We start from the raw sequence: 18,686 nt of genomic DNA, 5'->3' as shown, positions 1-18,686 counted from the left end.
TCGCCGGCAGTTTGCGACTGCCATTGGAGAGTTCAGGAAACGCTCTGCGCTAACATCGTTTCTCCAGAGGGGCAAGGCAAGCGTCCTGGCGCAACTCGCGCCGCACGCCCTGGCGTACGTCGTCCATGCCGATTTCCTCGCTGCCGCGACGCAGGCAAGCCAACGCCGCGTGGCGCAGCACGTTGATGATGGCGCCGCCGCTCAGTTCAAATTCATCGGCCAGCGCATCGAGCGCACAGTCCGGCGCCAGCCGGCATGGCGGCGCGAAGGCGCCCTGCCATAGCCGCAGGCGCTCGGTGCGGCCGGGCATCGGGAAATGCAGCATCGACTGGAAGCGCCCCGCGCAGGCCTCGTCAATATTGACATTGAGATTACTCGCCAGAATGGCCACGCCGGGAAAATCCTCGATCCGCTGCAACAGGCGGGCCACATCCTCGTTGGCGCCGCGCTTGCCGAACAGTACATCGGCCGCGTCGAAGAACAAGATCCAGTCTTGCTGCCCGGCCTGCTCAAATACACGCGCCAGGTTTTTCTCCGTTTCGCCCGCGTATGTCGACACCAGCATCGACAGGTCGATGCGGTACACCGGCAAGCCGCTCTGCTTGCCCAGCAGCGCAGCGGTGAGCGACTTGCCGGTGCCGGGCGGGCCATAAAACAGGCTGCGAAAGCCCGGCTTGATGCGCCGTTCCAGCCCCCAGCCGCGCAGCAGCGTGTCGCGGTGTTCGATCCAGGCGCGGATGTCGTCCACCTTGTCCTGCAGCTGCGGCGCCAGCACCAGCTGTTCCCAGTCCAAGGTGGTACTGAGGCGCCGGGCCGGCAAGCCGCCGTCGTAGTCGGGCTGGCAAGACTCGCCGGTGACCAGCAACGACAGCGCCTCGCCTCCCAGCTGCAGCGGATGACCGAGCAGGGTCCGGGGAGCAGCGCCGTCGGCTGGCCACTCGTCCCATGCCAGCAAGCCAAGCCTGCGCAGCGGCGCGCCGGCGCCGAACAGGCGATGCGTGGCCATGCGTGCCGCCAGCCGGTCGCCGGCCAGCAGAAATGACGCGGTCTCGGCGGTCGGCCAGAAGCCCCGGTGGCTGCCGCCCTGCCCGCCAAACTCGCTGAACGGCAAATCCAGGCTGGCGTTGCGAATCAGGAAGCTGTCCAGCGCCTGCGGACGCACATGCGGCGCCAGCGCGAGAATCAGCACCAGCCGCTCCTCGGCACTGAGCCCCCATTTGCGCAACGCCAAGGCATACGGCGCGTGCGCCGGCAAGGTCGGCGGCTCCGGCATGCGAGGAGCGTCGGCGCGCTGGAAATACTGCGCCATCGACGCCGCGATGACGGCATCCAGCCAGGCCAGTTCGGCCTCCAGGGCCTTGGCGGCCGTGATCTCGATGTCCTCGTCGGCGCCGAGGGGCAGCCGGGTCTCGCCGCACAGGGCCACGCCGTCACTGGCGACGCAGCGTGGCGGCAAGCCGAAAGTGACCTCGGTCATCCAGTTACCTTGTTCCAGCGTGTGCTCCACACGGGCGATATACACGTCGCCGTCGAAGCGCCCACCCAGTCCGGCCAGTTCGATGGTCTTGCCCGGTACCGCCAGCGCATTGCCCGGGAAACTCACCGTACCGCACACGCCGGTGCGCGCGTCCAGCTCGGCATTGAACGCGATGATCGACTCGCCACAGGTGAGTACCAGCCCGCAGCTGTTGTCGGCTTGCACCGGCGCTTCGATGGCGACCTCGGTGCAGCTCAGCACCAGCTGCAAGCGGCCCTGTCCGCGCATCCGCACGCCGTGCTTGACGATGATGCCCTTGAAGACGGTACTGGTGTTCGGGTGGTAGCCCATTGCGACCTCCACCATCACGCCGGGCAGCAGCGTGTCTGCCGTACCGAGCTCGAATCCCCCCGTGGACGGATCGCCGTCGGCGAGCACGATGCGTGCCGTGCCCAGGCGATTGAGCTCGCGCGTGACATGTATGCTTTCGACTGCATAGTCATCCGGCATGGCATGCCCGTTCAGCGTGACCGTCATCGACACCAGGCCGGTCTTGCCACCCAGCGGCCATATGCCTGGGTCTTGCGCTTCACCTGCCATCACATTAACTCCTCGATAAGCGATCAGGAAACCTGCTGTTGCTGCTGGAATGTCAGCACGATGAATTCGGCCGGATGAAGCAATGCCACGCGTATCGACACGCGCAAATAACCGTTCAGGATATCGTCGCCGCTCATGCTGCTGCCCAGACCGATCTGCACGCTGAACGCATCCTGCGCCTTGGCGCCGGCCAGCGCCCCGCTCTGCCACTGCTGGGTCAGGAAGTTGGAGATCATGTTCTGCACCGCCACCCAGGTCGTGGCCACGTTGGGCGCGAAGACATAGGCGAGCATCGCGTTCTTGATCGATTGCTCCAGCATGATCAGCGTGCGGCGCACGTTGATGTAGCGCCAGTCATCGCTGTTGCCATCGAGCGTGCGCGCGCCCCACACCACCAGGCCACGCGTGGGAAGCGTGCGGATCGCGTTGACCGCCCGCCCGTCGAGCGGCATGTTCAAATCCTCTTGGTCCTCATGCGAGATATCCACCATCGGCGAGAGCGCCCCCATGATGCTGGTGTTGGCCGGCGCCATCCACACGCCAGCACTTTCATCCGTCCGCGCGTACACGCCAGCCATGGCGCAGGCCGGCGGCAACTGGTTGGCCAGCGCCAGCATGTCTGCCACCACGCGCTGGTACAGGGGACTCACCTGCCGAAGCTGGTCATGACAGCGTGCAATCACCGCCGTGCGGCTTTGCGTGCCGGCTGGCAGCGGAACGGCGTCGGCCGGCAGCCGATGGTGGATGGCGGCATACAGTGTGTTCATGTTGCCTTGCATCTGCGCGGAGGGTTGCGGCTTCATCGCCGCCAGTTCGGCCTTGAGAGCGTCAGCCAGCACCGCCAGCCCTGCGTCTTGCAGGCTGTCGTAGGTGATGCTGCCTTCGTCGACCACATCAAAATTGAGCCATGGATAATAGGCCGCGCCGTAGTGGAGGAAATTGCTGCCGATTTTCTCGCGCAAGCCATCCATCTTGCCGGAAATAACATCACCGTCCGGGTCATAGCTACGCTGCGTGCCGCCGCCATGGATGTCGATCAGCGCCATGCGGCTCTGCATGCTGCCGCAATGCTGGAGCGCCGCCTGCCAGAACTGGTAGCAATCGTCCGCACTAGCGAGCAAGACGCTGTCCGGCGCCACGATCAGCGTCACATCCAGCACTTTTTTCAAGACATCGAACGGTGCTTCCCTGACGCCGGCGGGATCAGGCTCCGGCATAAAATCCGAGGCTTGGATGCCATTCGCCTGGACGCTGGCAAAGGTTCCCACCGATATCACGTAGGCCGGTCCGCCGCCGTTCAAGAAGTACAGCTTCACACCGTGGTAAAGGAAAAACTGCTGCGCCAATGCGGCGGTGAGGAGCTTCTGGTCGGTGCCGGGGGCCAGCGAAAAACTCGGCACCGGTGGCCCTCCGAAGATACGCACATAGTCCATCAGCGAGCCGATACGGGTGGGGATGCCTGCCTTGGCAACAGCTCCGTCGGCAGCCTTCTCGGTGTAGCCGAGAAACACCGGTATCGCCGTGGGCACCTCGACGACCGTATTGGGAAATGCATCCTGCTCGACGATATACACGCCGGGGGTCTTCAATTGCATCATCGCTCCCTGTCCGGTACTGGGCTTGAAGGCTGTCGCGGCGGCCGCAAGCTGAATGTCAACATACGATAAACAACGGCAAGAATCGCCGTGTCAGTGATTTGTGAGCAAGCCAAGTTGCTGCCAACTTGGCGACCAAGCAGGAATTTTAATATGAAATTTTGTTTTTTAATAAATTAAAAAATACTGCTGTCTCCGCAGCTGAAAAAGACCTTGCGCAAAAATAGCGTCGAGGAAATGCCATCGGCGCTTGTTCGCGTTCAACGTACTTCTGCAGGGCGGCGGGCCGCATAAAAAAGCCCTGTAAAAACAGGGCTTTTACTTACTCAGTCATTCCGACATGCAGAGTTTCCGCGGAAAACTCACTCGATGCTCAATGAAGTCGCTAAGCCATTGATTTTTCGGTGCGTTCCAAACCATTCAGTTATCGATACCTCTCAAAAATACCCTCCCCTGCAAAATTCCTTATTGCCGGTTTGTCGTACACTTTTCCGCAACGGGCATGGCGAAAAAAGTTTAGAAATCAAGGGTAACTGACGGCGCGCTGCGCTTTGCTACTCCTTGGTAAACGGCCTCAATATTATTCCCATCGGGGTCGAGTACGAAGGCAGCGTAATATCCAGGATGGTAGGCCCGCACGCCCGGTGGGCCATTATCGTGCCCTCCGTGCGCCAACGCAGCGTTGTAGAAGGCATCAACCGTCGCGCGATCTTTCGCTTGAAAAGCCAGATGATGCCGTCCAGTCAACTTGCCCGAAGCTGTCACGCTGTCTGAGGAGGATACGACAAGCTCATCGGCCACGAAGTAGTCACTTTCGGTGCTGAAAACCGGTATATCCAACACGGACATGACCGCCTTGTAAAAATTTTCGCTTGCATTGAGATCGCGCACCACAAGCTGTATGTGGTCAATCAGGCGGCCGCGATGAAGTCGATTGGTTTCCATGATGGTTGATTCCGTGAAAATGGGACGGTCGGTGCTTCGCACCATTCTGAATAAACGGCAAGCGTCGTTTGCCAGCGTTGCAAAATAATTATAGCCACCTTTCCCCGCCGCTCCTTGCCATCAAGAATGGTATCTGACCCCGGGCTCGCTGGCAGGCCCTTTGATGCGCATTACTTGGCAAAAGGACTTGTCATTCAAGACGGTATCTGACCCCGGCCCGCTGCGCTTGAGTTGCGGACAGAGCTCGACCATGCGCATCGAGGAACTGGCCACGCGCACGCTGCGTACCCGCCATCCCGGGCTGGCCAGTGAGTGGGATGCGCAGCAGCAGGCGCAGCGCTTGCACGAGCTGCTACTGGGCCAGAACGCGAAACAGCAGGGGCTTCACCGCAGGTACTTGCTGCAATCCGCGCGTGGTACCCGGCTGGGCCTGTCGCAGCATGGTCCACACGGCCACCGCCGCCAGGATCGCCAGGCAGCCAGCGGCGATATTCAATAGGACGATGGCATGCAAAGTACACATACCCCAAAGGTGTTTGCTCGGGAAATCGGGACTTCACCTGACAAGTTCATGAATGGTATGCCACTGTTTGCCTGCAACGCGAGCAGCTATCGATAGCTATGCCTGAGGTCGGACGCCTAAGCCCATCCGATGACAGCATCGCAGCAGCGTCAGATTGTCAGTTGCCTCAGAAAAAAAACGCCGAAGCGTCTTCGCGGCAGTGCCGGACGTCCTCAGTTGGTCAAGCCTGTTTGCGGCGGCGCGCGGCCATGCCAAGCAGGGCCAAGCCGCCGAGCAGCATGGCGTAGGTTTCGGGCTCGGGGACCGGGGCCGCCGCCATCAACACGTTGAGGTAGCCTCCGTAGGAACCGCCATCGCTGGCGTCGCCCCATATGCTCAGCGTAAGATTGCCGGCCGGAACCAGGGTGCTGGCCAGCGACCAGCGGTCGATGCCGGTCTGGGTGAAGGCGACGCCATTCAATGTGGCACCACCGAAGGAGATGATGGCGGCGCTGTCCAGGTCAATGCTGAACTCGGCGCTGGCCATGCTGCCAGACTTGTCCAGTCGCGTGAAGGTGAAGACGTCGGCGAAGATCCCCCTCGGGTCGTTGACGAAATGGCCGCTGTATTGCAGCGGGTTCGTGCCGTTGGAGAGCAGGGGCACATCAGGCGTTGGCACGCCATTGATGTTGCCCGCGTGGACCCCGGTAAATGACGCGGCCAGCGTGACCGCTAGCATGATTGTTTTTAGTTTCATATTTTTAAACCCCGTAGGTACACCACAAACAAGGAGCATACATCGAAATTTAATATAAATTATCAAATAGTAAAAAATATTGTTGATTCGTCATTTGAAAGCGATATCGGGATTTGGTGGGCGGGCGCAGCTTGGCTCTTGATTGGCGACACCGGAAGCAGGATCGTGACGACCTGCCCGCCGCCATCGCGGTTGGCCATGGTGATGCGGCCCTTCGTGGGCCGCGGCGATTTCGCGCGCCAGCGCGTCTCTGATCAGCAGCAACTCTACCGGCGTATCCTCGCACCGCCGCCATCCAGAGCCTGTGCCCCGCCTGCGAGCTAACCAGATTCTGCTAGGCGATGAGGCATTCATTTCAGCACATCAGCAATCGCAGCGCACCGAGACGCCCAGAGATACGCCAGGGTCGCAGCGCCGCGCTGTCACGCTGTCATTAGAGCAGTTTCGGGCGGCTGAACTTTTTGCGCAGCAGTGTTTTACTTTGGCGATCCTGTCCGTGGACATGAAAGCTGTGTTTGCCGAGATCGATGCCGATGAGCATATCGTTTTCCATGATGGCCTCTTTCAGAAATGAAAACACCCTATAAGTTTAGTAACTTATAGGGTGGAGGGTGAGCATCTCATTAGGCCCTGAAAAATCAGGGGCTTGGCTGTTTCAATGACCCGGCGTTACCTTACGCTGCCGGATGGGAGATTATTCCCACTCGATCGTCGCCGGCGGCTTGCCCGAGATATCGTAGACGACGCGGTTGATGCCGCGCACTTCATTGATGATGCGGTTCGATACCTTGCCCAGCAGGCTGTGCGGCAGGTGCGCCCAGTGGGCCGTCATGAAGTCCTGCGTTTGCACGGCGCGCAGGGCCACCACGTATTCGTAGGTGCGGCCATCGCCCATCACGCCCACCGATTTGACGGGCAGGAAGACGGCGAACGCCTGGCTCGTCGCTTCGTACCAGTTGGTCGGAACGCTGTCCTGGTCGAAGCCAGGAACCACGACCGGCTCATACGGAGTGTTGCGCAGTTCTTCGATGAAGATGGCATCGGCGCGGCGCAGCAGGTCGGCATAGTCTTTCTTGACTTCACCGAGGATGCGCACGCCCAGGCCCGGGCCCGGGAATGGGTGGCGGTAGACCATGTCATGCGGCAAGCCCAGGGCCACGCCGAGTTTACGCACTTCGTCCTTGAACAGTTCGCGCAAGGGTTCCAGCAACTTGAGCTTCATGGTGTCCGGCAAGCCGCCCACGTTGTGGTGGCTCTTGATGGTCTGGCCCTTCTTGCCTTTGCCCGCCGATTCGATCACGTCCGGGTAAATCGTGCCTTGCGCCAGCCATTTGGCGTTGACCAGCTTGCCCGATTCGACCTGGAACACTTCGACGAATTCGCGGCCGATGATCTTGCGCTTTTGCTCGGGGTCGGTGACGCCGGCCAGGTGGCCCATGAACTGCTCTTCCGCATCGACGCGGATGACTTTCACGCCCAGGTTCTTGGCGAACATGTCCATCACCATCTTGCCTTCGTCCAGGCGCAGCAGGCCGTGGTCGACGAAGACGCAGGTCAGCTGGTCGCCGATGGCGCGGTGGATCAGCGCTGCGGCGACGGAAGAATCGACGCCGCCGGACAGGCCCAGAATGACGTCATCGGTACCGACTTGCGCGCGGATTTTTTCCACCGCTTCGCTGATGTAGTCGGGCATGTTCCAGTCCGACTTGCAGCCGCAGATTTCATGCACGAAACGGCCGATCATGGCCTTGCCTTGCACCGTGTGCGTCACTTCCGGGTGGAATTGCACGCCGTAGAACTGGCGCTCTTCGTCGGCCATAGCGGCGATCGGGCAGCTCGGGGTGTTGCCCATCAGCTTGAAGCCTGGCGGCATTTCCAGCACTTTGTCGCCGTGGCTCATCCACACTTTCAGCATGCCGTGGCCTTCGTCGGTGACGAAGTCGGCAATACCGTTGAGCAACTTGGTGTGGCTGCGGGCACGCACTTCGGCGTAGCCGAATTCGCGCACCAGGCCGTTTTCCACCTTGCCGCCCAGCTGGGCCGCCATGGTTTGCATGCCGTAGCAGATGCCCAGCACGGGCACGCCCAGCTCGAACACGGCTTGCGGCGCACGCGGCGAGTCGCCGTCCAGCGTGGAATTGTGGCTGCCCGACAGGATCACGCCTGCAGCGCCATAGTTGCGCACGAATTCGTCGCTGACGTCATACGGGAAGACTTCGGAAAACACGCCGGAATCGCGCACGCGGCGGGCGATCAACTGGGTGACTTGGGAACCGAAATCGAGAATGAGGATTTTAGAATGCATGATGGGGACTTTATCTGGAGGCTATTGCAAAACCGGCGCCGGGGTGTTTCACCCCTGCGCCGGTCTGGACTATCGCTACGGCTTATTCAGAGCGGTAGTTAGGCGCTTCTTTCGTGATCTGCACATCATGGACGTGCGACTCGCGCATGCCGGCCGAGGTGATTTCCACGAATTCCGCTTTTTCGCGCAGTTCGTCGATGGTGGCGCAACCGCAGTAACCCATCGATTGACGCACGCCGCCCACCAGCTGGAAGATGATCGCCAGCACGCTGCCTTTGTAGGCCACGCGGCCTTCGATACCTTCAGGCACGAACTTGTCGGCCTTCATGGTGGCGTCCTGGAAATAACGGTCAGCCGAACCATCGGACATCGCACCCAGCGAGCCCATGCCGCGGTACGACTTGTAGCTGCGGCCCTGGTACAGTATCACTTCGCCTGGCGCTTCTTCCGTACCGGCAAACATGGAACCCATCATGACGGTCGAGGCGCCAGCGGCCAGTGCTTTCGAAATGTCGCCCGAGAAACGGATACCGCCGTCGGCGATACATGGCACGCCCGTGCCTTCGAGTGCTTCGGCAACGTTCGAGATGGCCGTGATTTGCGGCACGCCCACACCGGCGACGATACGCGTGGTGCAGATCGAGCCAGGACCGATGCCGACCTTGACGGCATCGGCGCCGTATTCCACCAGCGCCTTGGCGGCAGCGGCGGTAGCGATGTTGCCGCCGATCACTTCGACTTGCGGGTACTTGGTCTTGATCCAGCGTACGCGGTCGAGGATGCCTTGCGAGTGGCCGTGGGCCGTGTCGACCACCAGCACGTCGACGCCGGCGGCGACCAGCAGGTCGATGCGCTCTTCATCCTTGGCACCGACGCCGACGGCAGCGCCGACCAGCAGCTTGCCCTGGCTGTCTTTCGACGCGAACGGGTGCGAAGTGGACTTCTGGATATCCTTGACGGTGATCAGGCCGCGCAATTCGAACGCGTCATTGACGACCAGCACGCGCTCGAGGCGGTGCTTGTTCATCAGGCGCTTGGCTTCGGCCGTATCGGCATCTTCATTGACGACGACGAGTTTTTCGCGCGGGGTCATCTTGGCGGAAGCTTCCGCGTCGAGTTCCTTTTCAAAGCGCAAATCGCGGTTGGTAATGATACCGACGACTTCCTTGCCCTTGACGACAGGGAAACCGCTGATGCCGTATTGTTCCGTCAACGCGATCACATCGCGGATTTTCATGTCCGGCGGAATCGTGATCGGGTCGCGCAGCACGCCAGCTTCGAAACGTTTTACACGGGCCACTTCACGTGCCTGGTCCTTCGGATTCAAATTCTTGTGGATGATACCGATGCCGCCTTCCTGGGCCATCGCGATCGCCAGACGGGCTTCCGTCACCGTATCCATGGCTGCGGACAGCAAGGGAATATTCAGGGTGATATTGCGGGTCAGACGAGTTTTGAGGGACGTATCGGCGGGGAGAACGTTGGAGTAGGCTGGGACGAGCAGCACGTCATCGAATGTGAGTGCTTTTTGAAGTAGACGCATAGCATTTCCTATTGGCGCAAAAGCAGATTATACAGAAAAAAGTACCCTCCGTCCTTGCAGCATAGAAAAGATATTTGAAAAAAGCAAAAATGGCGCTCGCCAGGCAAGGGCTGCGCGGCGGCCGCCCTGCCCGCTCAAGCCTTGGCAGGCTTGTTGCCCGCCCTGCGTCGGCGCGCCTCCTTCGGGTCCGCCTGCAAGGGGCGGTACACTTCCACCCGGTCGTGCTGGCGCAATACGGCATCGAGCGGCCTTCTCTTTCCATAGATGCCCACCATATTGATGGCCAGGTCGATGCCGGGGATAGCCTGCAGCAAGCCGCTCTGCGCCACCGCCTGCCCGATGGTGGTGCCTGCAGGCACGCTCAGGGAGCGCAGGAAGCTGCTATCCGGCAAGGCGTAGCAAACTTGCACCTCGATGGTGGCCTCAGCCATATACGGTCTCCGCGCGCTTGCAGAAGGAATCGACCATGCTGTTGGCGATCATGCCGAAGACGGGACCGATGATCTGCTCAAGCACGCGGCTGGAAAACTCGTAGTGCAGGTCCAGTTCGATCTTGCAGGCATCTTCACGCAGGGCCTTGAACGTCCACACGCCGTCGAGGGTCTTGAAAGGACCGTCCACCAGCTTCATCTTGATGGAAGTCGGCGGCACGTTTTCGTTGGACGTGGTGAAGCTTTGGCGCACGCCGTGGTAATGTATGCCCACGCTGGCAACGACCGTGTTCTCGCCCCGTTCGCGAACCTCGACCGCACCGCACCAGGGCAGGAATTTGGGATAATCCTCCACCGCCGCCACCAGCGCGAACATTTGTTCGGCGCTATAGCCGAGAAAAACTGATTTATGTACTACTGCCATTGAAGAACCATTTGCTATGATGTTGGATACATTTGATTTGATCGCGCTTGCGCGAGACAGTAGTTTAACCGACCCGCGCACATTTACCATCTCATGACCATAGCAGACAACAGAAAAGCCTTCCACGACTACTTTATCGAGGATCGCTACGAAGCGGGCATCGTGCTGGAAGGCTGGGAAGTCAAAGCCATCCGCGACGCCCGCGTACAAATCAAGGAAGCCTACGTCGTCGTCCGCGGCGATGAACTCTTCCTGTTCGGCGCGCATATCAGCGCCCTGCCGACCGCCTCCACCCATATCCATCCGGAAGCCGTACGCACGCGCAAGCTGCTGCTGCACCGCACGGAAATGGATAAACTGATCGGCAAGGTGGAGCGCTCCGGCTACACACTGGTGCCGCTCAACCTGCACTACAAGGGCGGCCGCGTGAAATGCGAAATCGGCCTGGCCAAGGGCAAGAAACAGCACGACAAGCGGGCCGCAGAACGCGACCGCGATGGCGCGCGCGAAGTGCAGGCGGCAATGAAGTCACACCGCCGCTGATCCGCCATGACGCGCAGCGTGCTGCGTGCATATCAACAAGCCCGGCTATATGCCGGGTTTTATTTTGCCACTATCTGCGGCAAACGGAAAAAGGATTAAAGCAGGGAAAGAATCAGATAAGGTAAGGCGGGGGAAAAGACTGGCATTAACAAAAATACCATGGAGATAAGCCGAGGTAAATCAGCCTGGCCGAGCTGGCCAACGAGAACGAATCAACAAAGTTCCGGATGCTTGCATGCTGCCTGTACTACACCTGTACCACTTCACAGGACAAGCATCCGAATGAACGGTTTTTAAACCTTCAGCATTACACCTTCAGCAGATCGCGCGACTTACCCGAATCGGTCCACTCCTTGACCCATTTCGGTTGACGGCCACGGCCAGTCCATTGCTGCGTCGCATCATCCGGATTGCGATAGCGCACAGCGACCGTACCGGTTTTAGCGCGAATCCCTGTACCAACCAGATCTTTTACGGAAACGCCAACGCTCTGGGCTATCGCCAGGATTTGCTCGCGCGCCTTGGACAGATCATCCTGTTCGCGTTTCTTCATTTGCTTCTTGATGTCGTCCTGCAAGGTGCGCAGTTCGGACAGGGATAAGTTCGACAAATCCATGATATTTCCTTGTGTGAGTTGAAAAATATAACTGAACAGTTAAATTCTATCCAATTGTAACGCGACTGAGGTGATTTTTCTGAAGATTTGATTGTTTTTTTCAATTCTTTTACCAAAAACCCCGTTTTCCGGACTTTCAAACGATGCCAGTCTTCAGTCACGGGAGCACACATCAGCCATGGACTGCCTGCGCGATACCCCTGCCGTGTACGGCTACGATTCCATACAACGCCATCGGCCGTATTTATTCTGCAGTACTTTCTGTTTCATTGCAATTTATAACAACTATAAATGGCAATTCAAAATATACATGGGTCCAATACTATCGCCAATCGCACATCCCCCGCAAACGCTAGCCGGGGAGCCTGCGCGGCAAATGTGACGCCGATCAGAGACATAAGCGCCGCATGGCCGCATATAATCCTCAAAGTGCGCATAGCATAGCATGAAGAAAATATTTTCAACGTAATTCATGCAGGCGCTAATATTCCAGCCTGGCCACCGCCACCTATTCCAGACCCGCAAATGCAAACTGCCCGCTATACAGCGGGCAGTATTGACGAAACCTTGCTACAAGCTTGCTATTCACCCAGCCAGCCAGGTAATCCGATAATCAGGGCATGGTCACGCTGCCTTTCGGCTTCTGCGTTTTCACCACCTGCATCGCCGTGGCGATCAAGCCACTCATATCGCCCAGATTGGCCGGCACGATAATCGAGTTATTCGTTTTTGCCAATTGCGCGAACGCGCCCACATACTGTTCGGCTACTTTCAGATTGACGGCATCTTCACCGCCCGGCTCGCGGATGGCGGCGCCCACCTGGCGCAGCGCCTCGGCACTGGCTTGCGCCAGCGCGACGATGGCCGTAGCCTGGCCTTCGGCGCGATTGATCGATGCCTGCTTTTCGCCTTCCGAGCGGGCAATGTTCGCTTCGCGCTCACCGCTGGCAATATTGATCTGCTCTTGCTTGCGTCCTTCCGAAGCGGCAATCAAGGCGCGCTTTTCGCGCTCGGCCGTAATCTGCGCCTGCATCGCATGCAAAATTTCCTTCGGCGGCGTCAAATCCTTGATTTCATAGCGCAATACCTTGACCCCCCAATTCGCCGCCGATTCATCGATGGCATTCACGATGGCCGTATTAATATGGTCGCGCTCTTCAAATGTCTTGTCGAGTTCCATTTTACCGATCACCGAACGCAAGGTGGTTTGCGCCAACTGCGTAATGGCGGCAATATAATTCGACGAACCATACGAAGCACGCATGGCATCGGTAATCTGAAAATACAGAATGCCATCGACCTGCAATTGCGTATTGTCACGCGTAATGCACACCTGCGGCGGCACGTCGAGTGGAATTTCCTTGAGCACGTGCTTGTAAGCGATGCGGTCGACGAAAGGCACAACGATATTCAGGCCAGGACCCAATACCGCGTGGAACTTGCCCAGGCGTTCCACCACCCAGGCATGCTGCTGCGGCACCACATTGACCGTCTTGAAGACAAATACCAATGCCAGCAATAACAAGATCAGCGACACGCTTCCAATGTTTACTTCCATAATCTACTCTCCAGGTTATCCAACAATCAAACGGCTGCCACGCACGGCACGTATGGTGTAATGGCCGGCCTGCGTATCGCTGCCGGGTATCAATTCCACATCCCACAAGGCGCCGCGGTACATGACGCGCGCCGCGCCATCAACCCAATGCGCGACCGCCACGCTTTGGCCGATATCGAGATTCACATTCGGATCCTGCGCCGCATCGCGCCGCGCCGCCTTGCCAAAACGGCTGCGCCGCAATAACAGGGTGGCCGCCACGCCGACTATGGCCGCTGTCACGGCCTGCCAGCTGCCATTACCGCCCGCCAGCGCCACCAGTCCTCCGGCACTGATGCCGATGGCGATCATCAGCAAATAAAACGTGCCCGTAAACAACTCCAGGATCAATACCGCGCCAGCCGCCACAAACCAGCCTACCCATTCAGCCATGATGCCTCCATCTTTGCGAATCCGAAAATAAAAAACCCCGCAGCCTATATAAGCGACGGGGTTTAATGCGCAGTGCTGCCTGATATTCTTCTTGCCAAACACCTATATACAAGCAGTCTAACGCAATTCCTGATGGCGTCAATAGGCAGGGGCGAATTAGCGCCGCCGGCCCGGCTTTTATTCCTCCAGCAGGCTGCGCAGCATCCACGCCGTCTTTTCATGCAAATCGAGGCGCTGCGTGATCAGGTCGGCCGTCGGCTGGTCATTGGCTTTATCCAGCAGCGGGAACAGGCGGCGCGCCGTGCGCGCTGTCGCTTCCTGTGCCGCCACCAGGTGGCTGACCATGTCCAGCGCCGGCGGCACGCCGTCGATTTCCTTGATCGAGGCCAGCTTGACGAATTCCTTGTAGGTGCCCGGCGCCGGATAGCCGAGGGCGCGGATGCGCTCGGCGATCAGGTCCAGCGCGCCCCACTGCTCCGTGTATTGCGTCATGAACATCAGGTGCAGGGTGTTGAACATCGGCCCCTTGACGTTCCAGTGAAAATTATGGGTCATCAGGTACAAGGTGTAGCTGTCGGCCAGCAGGCCGGACAGGCCTTCCGCGATCTTCGCGCGGTCCGCCTCGGAAATGCCGATGTCGATCTTTGCCACTTTGCTCGGTTTCTTGCTTGCCATGAGAACTCCCGTTTCAATGTATTGGTGGAATCATTTTAGCTGATCTGGCGCAAGCCCATCGGATACTGCCGTGCGCCGCGTGATGGACATAAAAAAACCCGCTGCCAGGTGAGCGGCAGCGGGTTTTCAACGGGCGATAAAGATGCTTACGCTTTCAGCGCAGCGAGCTTTTGCCAGGTGTCGATCACCGAGTCGGGATTCAGGGACATCGATTCGATGCCCTGTTCCATCAGCCAGACGGCGAAGTCCGGGTGGTCGGAAGGACCCTGGCCACAGATGCCGATGTATTTGCCGCGCGCCAGGCAAGCCTTGATGGCCAGCGCCAGCAGGGCTTTCACGGCAGGATCGCGTTCGTCGAAGTCGGCGGCCAGCAATTCCATGCCGGAATCGCGATCCAGGCCCAGGGTCAGCTGGGTCAGGTCGTTCGAACCGATCGAGAAGCCGTCAAAATGGTCGAGGAACTGGTCGGCCAGGATGGCGTTCGACGGCACTTCGCACATCATGATGACGCGCAGGTCGTTCTCGCCGCGCTTCAGGCCATTTTTCGCCAGCAGGTCGATGACTTTCTCGGCCTGGCCCAGGGTGCGCACGAATGGCACCATGATTTCCACGTTCGTCAGGCCCATGTCGTTGCGCACGCGCTTCATCGCTTCGCATTCCATGTTGAACGCTTCGGAGAAGTCGGCCGACAGGTAGCGCGCCGCGCCGCGGAAGCCCAGCATCGGGTTTTCCTCGTCCGGCTCGTAGCGCGAACCGCCGATCAGCTTCTTGTACTCGTTCGACTTGAAGTCGGACAGGCGCACGATGACTTTTTTCGGCCAGAACGCGGCAGCGATGGTGGCGATGCCTTCGGCCAGCTTGTCGATGTAGAACGCTTTTGGCGAAGCGTGGCCACGCGCCACCGATTCCACGGCCTTTTTCAGGTCGGCATCGATGTTCGGGTATTCCAGGATCGCGCGCGGATGCACACCAATATTGTTATTGATGATGAATTCCAGGCGCGCCAGGCCCACGCCGGCATTCGGCACGGACTGGAAGTCGAACGCCAGCTGCGGATTGCCCACGTTGAGCATGATCTTGGTGTCAAGCTTCGGCAATTCGCCGCGCGACACTTCCGACACTTCCGTTTCCAGCAAGCCATCGTAGATCTTGCCTTCGTCGCCTTCGGAGCACACCACGGTGACGAAGGTGCCGTCTTTCAGCACGTCGGTGGCGTTACCGCAGCCGACGACGGCAGGAACGCCGAGTTCACGAGCAATAATTGCCGCGTGGCAAGTACGGCCGCCACGGTTGGTGACGATGGCCGATGCACGCTTCATGACCGGCTCCCAGTTCGGGTCCGTCATGTCGGCAACGAGCACGTCGCCGGGCTGCACGCGTTCCATGTCGGCCGGGTCGTGAATCACGCGCACGGGGCCGGCGCCGATCTTCTGGCCGATGGCGCGGCCGGACGTCAGCACGGTGCCCGTGCTTTTCAGCTTGAAGCGCTCCTGCACGTCGGTCGCCTTTTGCTGCGACTTGACGGTTTCAGGACGCGCTTGCAGGATGTACAGCTTGCCGTCGCGGCCATCCTTGCCCCACTCGATGTCCATCGGACGGCCGTAGTGGTTTTCGATGATGACGGCGTACTTTGCCAGCTCCACCACTTCGCTGTCGTTCAGCGAGTAGCGGTTGCGCATTTCGACGGGCACGTCGACGGTTTTCACGGAACGGCCAGCTTTCGCTTCGTTCGTAAATTCCATCTTCAGCAGCTTCGAGCCGATATTGCGGCGGATCACAGGCGACTTGCCTTTTTCCAGCATCGGTTTGTGCACATAGAATTCGTCGGGATTGACGGCGCCCTGCACCACGGTTTCGCCCAGGCCATAGCTGGAGGTGACGAAGACCACGTCCTTGAAGCCCGATTCCGTGTCGATGGTGAACATCACGCCGGCCGCGCCCAGGTCGGAACGCACCATGCGCTGCACGCCGGCCGACAAGGCCACTTCCGCGTGCGTAAAGCCTTTGTGTACGCGGTACGAGATGGCGCGGTCGTTGTACAGCGAGGCGAACACCTGTTTCATGGCGTCGAGCACGTTGTCGATGCCGACCACGTTCAGGAAGGTTTCTTGCTGACCAGCAAAAGAAGCGTCCGGCAAGTCTTCCGCCGTGGCCGAGGAGCGCACGGCAAACGACATTTCGGTATCGGAATCGGCCACCAGTTTGGCGTAGAACTGGTCGATTTCAGCGGCCAGGCGTGGCTGGAATGGCGTTTCCACGATCCATTGACGGATCTCGGCGCCGGCTTGCGCCAGCGAGCGCACGTCATCGATGTTCAGCCCTTCGAGGCGCTGGGCGATGCGTTCGGCCAGCGGCAAGCCGCCATTGGCGCTATACGACAGGAAATCGCGGAATGCCTGCGCCGTGGTGGCAAAGCCACCGGGCACGCGCACGCCGGCTTCCGCCAGCTGGCTGATCATTTCGCCCAGGGAGGCGTTCTTGCCGCCGACGGATTCGACATCCGTCATGCGCAAATGCTCGAACGAGGCAACATACACCGCGTCCTTGTCTTCCTGCTGTTGCGATACTGCGTTGGTCATAATGACACCCTTACTGATGATAGAAATCTTTACGCGCGGTGCACGGACAGTCTTCTTGTTATTCTTGGCGTCGTGCAGCACAATCATACCGTTGCAGCCATTTTACCTTGTGCGGCGCAAATTGACGACGCACAATCTTGATCGAAAACCCATGACACAAGATCCACGCCCCCCCCTGCCCTCCGCGGCCCGCACCGTCTTCTTCGTTTCCGACGGCACCGGCATCACCGCCGAGACCTTCGGCCACTCGGTGCTGACGCAGTTCGATCTGCGTTTCCGCCAGATCCGCCTGCCCTTCATCGATACCATGGACAAGGCCTACGAGGCGGCGCGCAAGATCAACGAAGCCTTCGTCACCGATGGCCAGCGCCCGATCATTTTCTCCACCCTGGTGAAGAACGACCTGTCGGCCGTGATCCGCAAGTCCAGCGGCATGCACATGGACCTGATCCAGACCTTTGTCGCCCCGCTGGAGCAGGAACTGGGCGTGATGTCGACCCATACCATCGGGCGCTCGCACAATATCGTCGACAGCGAGGAATACAAGAACCGCATCGAGGCGATCAACTATTCGCTGGCGCACGACGATGGCCAGTCGCACAAGAACCTGTCCTCGGCCGATGTCATTCTGGTGGGTGTTTCGCGCTCTGGCAAGACCCCGACCAGCCTCTACCTGGCCATGCAATACGGTATCAAGGCGGCCAATTATCCGCTGATTCCCGACGATTTCGAGCGCGACAAGCTGCCTTCCGCCCTGCTGGAATTTAAGAATAAAATTTTCGGATTAAGCATTACGCCCGAACGTTTGTCGGAAATACGCAACGAAAGAAGGGCTGGAAGCAAGTATGCGGCCATCGAAAATTGCCGTTACGAGGTCAACGAGGCGGAAAAAATGATGAAACGCGAAGGTATCCGCTGGCTGTCGTCGACCACCAAGTCGATCGAAGAGATCTCCACGACGATCCTGCAAGAGATCAAGCCGAACCGCCGCGAGTATTGAACGCCAGGCAGGAATTGCAAGTGAACATGCATAGAAACATGGCACTCACCCCCATAAGCAAAAAAAACGGTCCGCAGACCGTTTTTTACTTTTGGGTTTTCCCGGATCGCCTGATTTCCGGGATGTCTATCTTCGACCCATAAACCATCTGCGCGCGTTGAACATCAGAAATAGGTTTGCCTGACACCGTGATGGAAACTCTACCATCTTTAAGCACCGCGTCTTGAACAAAAAAGTGCGACCGTGCTTGCTCTGCAAAAGCCAGCGATCCTTTGTAAGACGCCTTATGGTCAATATTTTTCTTATTCGCTGTAGCGGCTTCCGGTGCTGCCACATGAACTGTCGGCCGCGAAACGAGCAATCTCTGCAATTTCTGCAGCCGCAGCGCAGCCTTCGACGCGGACGGATCATCACACAAAACCTTTGCAGGTTTCTTTAAATGTGTAGTCATCAGACTTCTCCTTTGTCCAACATTGCTGTCAGATAGTCTAGCAGAATATCCCACGATCTGCTGTCGGCGGTCAGGTCGAAATGCATCTCGCGAGGAGTGCCATTATCTGCCCACCACTGCGGCACAATGGCCAAAACCTCCTGGACAGACTGGCAATCCTTCAGTGCATGCAGAGCATTGCGCTGCAGATCAACCCGCATGAGCGGCGCGTCGAAACCGAATTTTGGCCAGACGTCATAGCCGGCCAGTGCGT

The 18,686-nt window shown here is 58.9% G+C and carries 18 protein-coding genes and 1 pseudogene; 3 read left to right on the top strand and 16 right to left on the bottom strand.

The genetic code is table 11. From position 1 onward, the window contains the following. Positions 1–49 precede the first annotated feature (49 nt). The 3 genes from CLU91_RS01900 to CLU91_RS01890 form a co-directional block, all read right to left on the bottom strand. A complete protein-coding gene (locus CLU91_RS01900; protein ID WP_100872742.1) occupies positions 50–2,077 on the bottom strand; it encodes an ATP-binding protein in 2,028 nt (675 codons plus the stop codon). 23 nt (positions 2,078–2,100) lie between these two features. Continuing rightward, a complete protein-coding gene (locus CLU91_RS01895) occupies positions 2,101–3,672 on the bottom strand; it encodes a phage tail sheath family protein (protein WP_157814540.1) in 1,572 nt (523 codons plus the stop codon). Between the two features lie 516 nt (positions 3,673–4,188). Beyond that, on the bottom strand, positions 4,189–4,617 hold the full coding sequence (locus CLU91_RS01890; protein WP_100876531.1) for a VOC family protein: 429 nt from the start codon (positions 4,615–4,617) through the stop codon (positions 4,189–4,191). Between the two features lie 163 nt (positions 4,618–4,780). On the opposite strand from CLU91_RS01890, the gene CLU91_RS01885 reads away from it, so the two are divergent. Beyond that, positions 4,781–5,116, top strand: a complete 336-nt coding sequence (locus tag CLU91_RS01885; RefSeq protein WP_157814539.1) for a hypothetical protein — start codon at positions 4,781–4,783, stop codon at positions 5,114–5,116. Positions 5,117–5,360: 244 nt separating this feature from the next. On the opposite strand, the gene CLU91_RS28165 is transcribed toward CLU91_RS01885, so the two are convergent. From CLU91_RS28165 to CLU91_RS01855, 6 genes and pseudogenes are all read right to left on the bottom strand, one after another. After that, entirely contained in the window at positions 5,361–5,876 is a 516-nt protein-coding gene (locus CLU91_RS28165) for an FxDxF family PEP-CTERM protein (RefSeq protein WP_198521214.1), read from the bottom strand. Between the two features lie 436 nt (positions 5,877–6,312). Beyond that, positions 6,313–6,429, bottom strand: a pseudogene (locus CLU91_RS01875) (IS110 family transposase); the annotation flags it as partial. Between the two features lie 141 nt (positions 6,430–6,570). Beyond that, positions 6,571–8,181 (bottom strand): glutamine-hydrolyzing GMP synthase, encoded by a 1,611-nt coding sequence (gene guaA / locus CLU91_RS01870; protein WP_071077664.1) that lies wholly within the window; start codon positions 8,179–8,181, stop codon positions 6,571–6,573. Positions 8,182–8,263: 82 nt separating this feature from the next. Further along, the gene (gene guaB, locus CLU91_RS01865) at positions 8,264–9,724 is read right to left on the bottom strand and encodes an IMP dehydrogenase (RefSeq protein WP_071077665.1); all 1,461 of its coding nucleotides are present in this window, start codon (positions 9,722–9,724) and stop codon (positions 8,264–8,266) included. 134 nt (positions 9,725–9,858) lie between these two features. Further along, complete coding sequence (locus CLU91_RS01860) at positions 9,859–10,155, bottom strand: RnfH family protein (protein WP_100872739.1); 297 nt, start codon at positions 10,153–10,155, stop codon at positions 9,859–9,861. Beyond that, the gene (locus CLU91_RS01855; RefSeq protein ID WP_071077738.1) at positions 10,148–10,579 is read right to left on the bottom strand and encodes a type II toxin-antitoxin system RatA family toxin; all 432 of its coding nucleotides are present in this window, start codon (positions 10,577–10,579) and stop codon (positions 10,148–10,150) included. The genes CLU91_RS01860 and CLU91_RS01855 overlap by 8 nt, the downstream gene beginning before the upstream one ends. Positions 10,580–10,672: 93 nt before the next feature. On the opposite strand from CLU91_RS01855, the gene smpB reads away from it, so the two are divergent. Beyond that, positions 10,673–11,122, top strand: coding sequence for an SsrA-binding protein SmpB (gene smpB / locus CLU91_RS01850; protein WP_034752217.1), 450 nt, complete (start codon positions 10,673–10,675; stop codon positions 11,120–11,122). Positions 11,123–11,429: 307 nt separating this feature from the next. Here the strand turns inward: smpB and CLU91_RS01845 are convergent, their stop codons facing one another. The 5 genes from CLU91_RS01845 to ppsA form a co-directional block, all read right to left on the bottom strand. Continuing rightward, positions 11,430–11,738 (bottom strand): H-NS histone family protein, encoded by a 309-nt coding sequence (locus tag CLU91_RS01845; protein WP_071077739.1) that lies wholly within the window; start codon positions 11,736–11,738, stop codon positions 11,430–11,432. Positions 11,739–12,351: 613 nt separating this feature from the next. After that, positions 12,352–13,296 carry an SPFH domain-containing protein gene (locus CLU91_RS01840; protein ID WP_100872738.1) on the bottom strand — a complete coding sequence of 315 codons (945 nt, stop codon included), beginning with the start codon at positions 13,294–13,296 and terminating at the stop codon, positions 12,352–12,354. A 15-nt stretch (positions 13,297–13,311) separates the two neighbouring features. Next, entirely contained in the window at positions 13,312–13,728 is a 417-nt protein-coding gene (locus CLU91_RS01835) for an NfeD family protein (protein WP_100872737.1), read from the bottom strand. Positions 13,729–13,905: 177 nt separating this feature from the next. Next, on the bottom strand, positions 13,906–14,403 hold the full coding sequence (locus CLU91_RS01830; protein WP_100872736.1) for a Dps family protein: 498 nt from the start codon (positions 14,401–14,403) through the stop codon (positions 13,906–13,908). Between the two features lie 146 nt (positions 14,404–14,549). After that, the gene (gene ppsA / locus CLU91_RS01825) at positions 14,550–16,982 is read right to left on the bottom strand and encodes a phosphoenolpyruvate synthase (protein ID WP_035826959.1); all 2,433 of its coding nucleotides are present in this window, start codon (positions 16,980–16,982) and stop codon (positions 14,550–14,552) included. Between the two features lie 151 nt (positions 16,983–17,133). On the opposite strand from ppsA, the gene ppsR reads away from it, so the two are divergent. Then, the gene (gene ppsR, locus CLU91_RS01820; RefSeq protein ID WP_100872735.1) at positions 17,134–17,982 is read left to right on the top strand and encodes a posphoenolpyruvate synthetase regulatory kinase/phosphorylase PpsR; all 849 of its coding nucleotides are present in this window, start codon (positions 17,134–17,136) and stop codon (positions 17,980–17,982) included. 85 nt (positions 17,983–18,067) lie between these two features. On the opposite strand, the gene CLU91_RS01815 is transcribed toward ppsR, so the two are convergent. Both CLU91_RS01815 and CLU91_RS01810 read right to left on the bottom strand, forming a co-directional pair. Beyond that, positions 18,068–18,433, bottom strand: a complete 366-nt coding sequence (locus CLU91_RS01815) for a hypothetical protein (RefSeq protein WP_100872734.1) — start codon at positions 18,431–18,433, stop codon at positions 18,068–18,070. Further along, a complete protein-coding gene (locus tag CLU91_RS01810) occupies positions 18,433–18,633 on the bottom strand; it encodes a hypothetical protein (protein ID WP_100872733.1) in 201 nt (66 codons plus the stop codon). The genes CLU91_RS01815 and CLU91_RS01810 overlap by 1 nt, the downstream gene beginning before the upstream one ends. Positions 18,634–18,686: the final 53 nt, after the last annotated feature.

It is taken from the genome of Janthinobacterium sp. 64 (assembly GCF_002813325.1).
GTDB lineage: Bacteria > Pseudomonadota > Gammaproteobacteria > Burkholderiales > Burkholderiaceae_D > Janthinobacterium.
Note: the sequence above shows the minus strand (reverse complement) of the source record. Positions and strands in the feature narration are given on the sequence as shown.

Bases quoted from the DNA above. Each gene is read 5' to 3' on its own strand.
- CLU91_RS01900 (WP_100872742.1), bottom strand. From the start codon at position 2,077: ATGGCAGGTGAAGCGCAAGACCCAGGCATATGGCCGCTGGGTGGCAAG.
- CLU91_RS01895 (WP_157814540.1), bottom strand. From the start codon at position 3,672: ATGCAATTGAAGACCCCCGGCGTGTATATCGTCGAGCAGGATGCATTT.
- CLU91_RS01890 (WP_100876531.1), bottom strand. From the start codon at position 4,617: ATGGAAACCAATCGACTTCATCGCGGCCGCCTGATTGACCACATACAG.
- CLU91_RS01885 (WP_157814539.1), top strand. From the start codon at position 4,781: ATGCGCATTACTTGGCAAAAGGACTTGTCATTCAAGACGGTATCTGAC.
- CLU91_RS28165 (WP_198521214.1), bottom strand. From the start codon at position 5,876: ATGAAACTAAAAACAATCATGCTAGCGGTCACGCTGGCCGCGTCATTT.
- guaA (WP_071077664.1), bottom strand. From the start codon at position 8,181: ATGCATTCTAAAATCCTCATTCTCGATTTCGGTTCCCAAGTCACCCAG.
- guaB (WP_071077665.1), bottom strand. From the start codon at position 9,724: ATGCGTCTACTTCAAAAAGCACTCACATTCGATGACGTGCTGCTCGTC.
- CLU91_RS01860 (WP_100872739.1), bottom strand. From the start codon at position 10,155: ATGGCTGAGGCCACCATCGAGGTGCAAGTTTGCTACGCCTTGCCGGAT.
- CLU91_RS01855 (WP_071077738.1), bottom strand. From the start codon at position 10,579: ATGGCAGTAGTACATAAATCAGTTTTTCTCGGCTATAGCGCCGAACAA.
- smpB (WP_034752217.1), top strand. From the start codon at position 10,673: ATGACCATAGCAGACAACAGAAAAGCCTTCCACGACTACTTTATCGAG.
- CLU91_RS01845 (WP_071077739.1), bottom strand. From the start codon at position 11,738: ATGGATTTGTCGAACTTATCCCTGTCCGAACTGCGCACCTTGCAGGAC.
- CLU91_RS01840 (WP_100872738.1), bottom strand. From the start codon at position 13,296: ATGGAAGTAAACATTGGAAGCGTGTCGCTGATCTTGTTATTGCTGGCA.
- CLU91_RS01835 (WP_100872737.1), bottom strand. From the start codon at position 13,728: ATGGCTGAATGGGTAGGCTGGTTTGTGGCGGCTGGCGCGGTATTGATC.
- CLU91_RS01830 (WP_100872736.1), bottom strand. From the start codon at position 14,403: ATGGCAAGCAAGAAACCGAGCAAAGTGGCAAAGATCGACATCGGCATT.
- ppsA (WP_035826959.1), bottom strand. From the start codon at position 16,982: ATGACCAACGCAGTATCGCAACAGCAGGAAGACAAGGACGCGGTGTAT.
- ppsR (WP_100872735.1), top strand. From the start codon at position 17,134: ATGACACAAGATCCACGCCCCCCCCTGCCCTCCGCGGCCCGCACCGTC.
- CLU91_RS01815 (WP_100872734.1), bottom strand. From the start codon at position 18,433: ATGACTACACATTTAAAGAAACCTGCAAAGGTTTTGTGTGATGATCCG.
- CLU91_RS01810 (WP_100872733.1), bottom strand. From the start codon at position 18,633: ATGCGGGTTGATCTGCAGCGCAATGCTCTGCATGCACTGAAGGATTGC.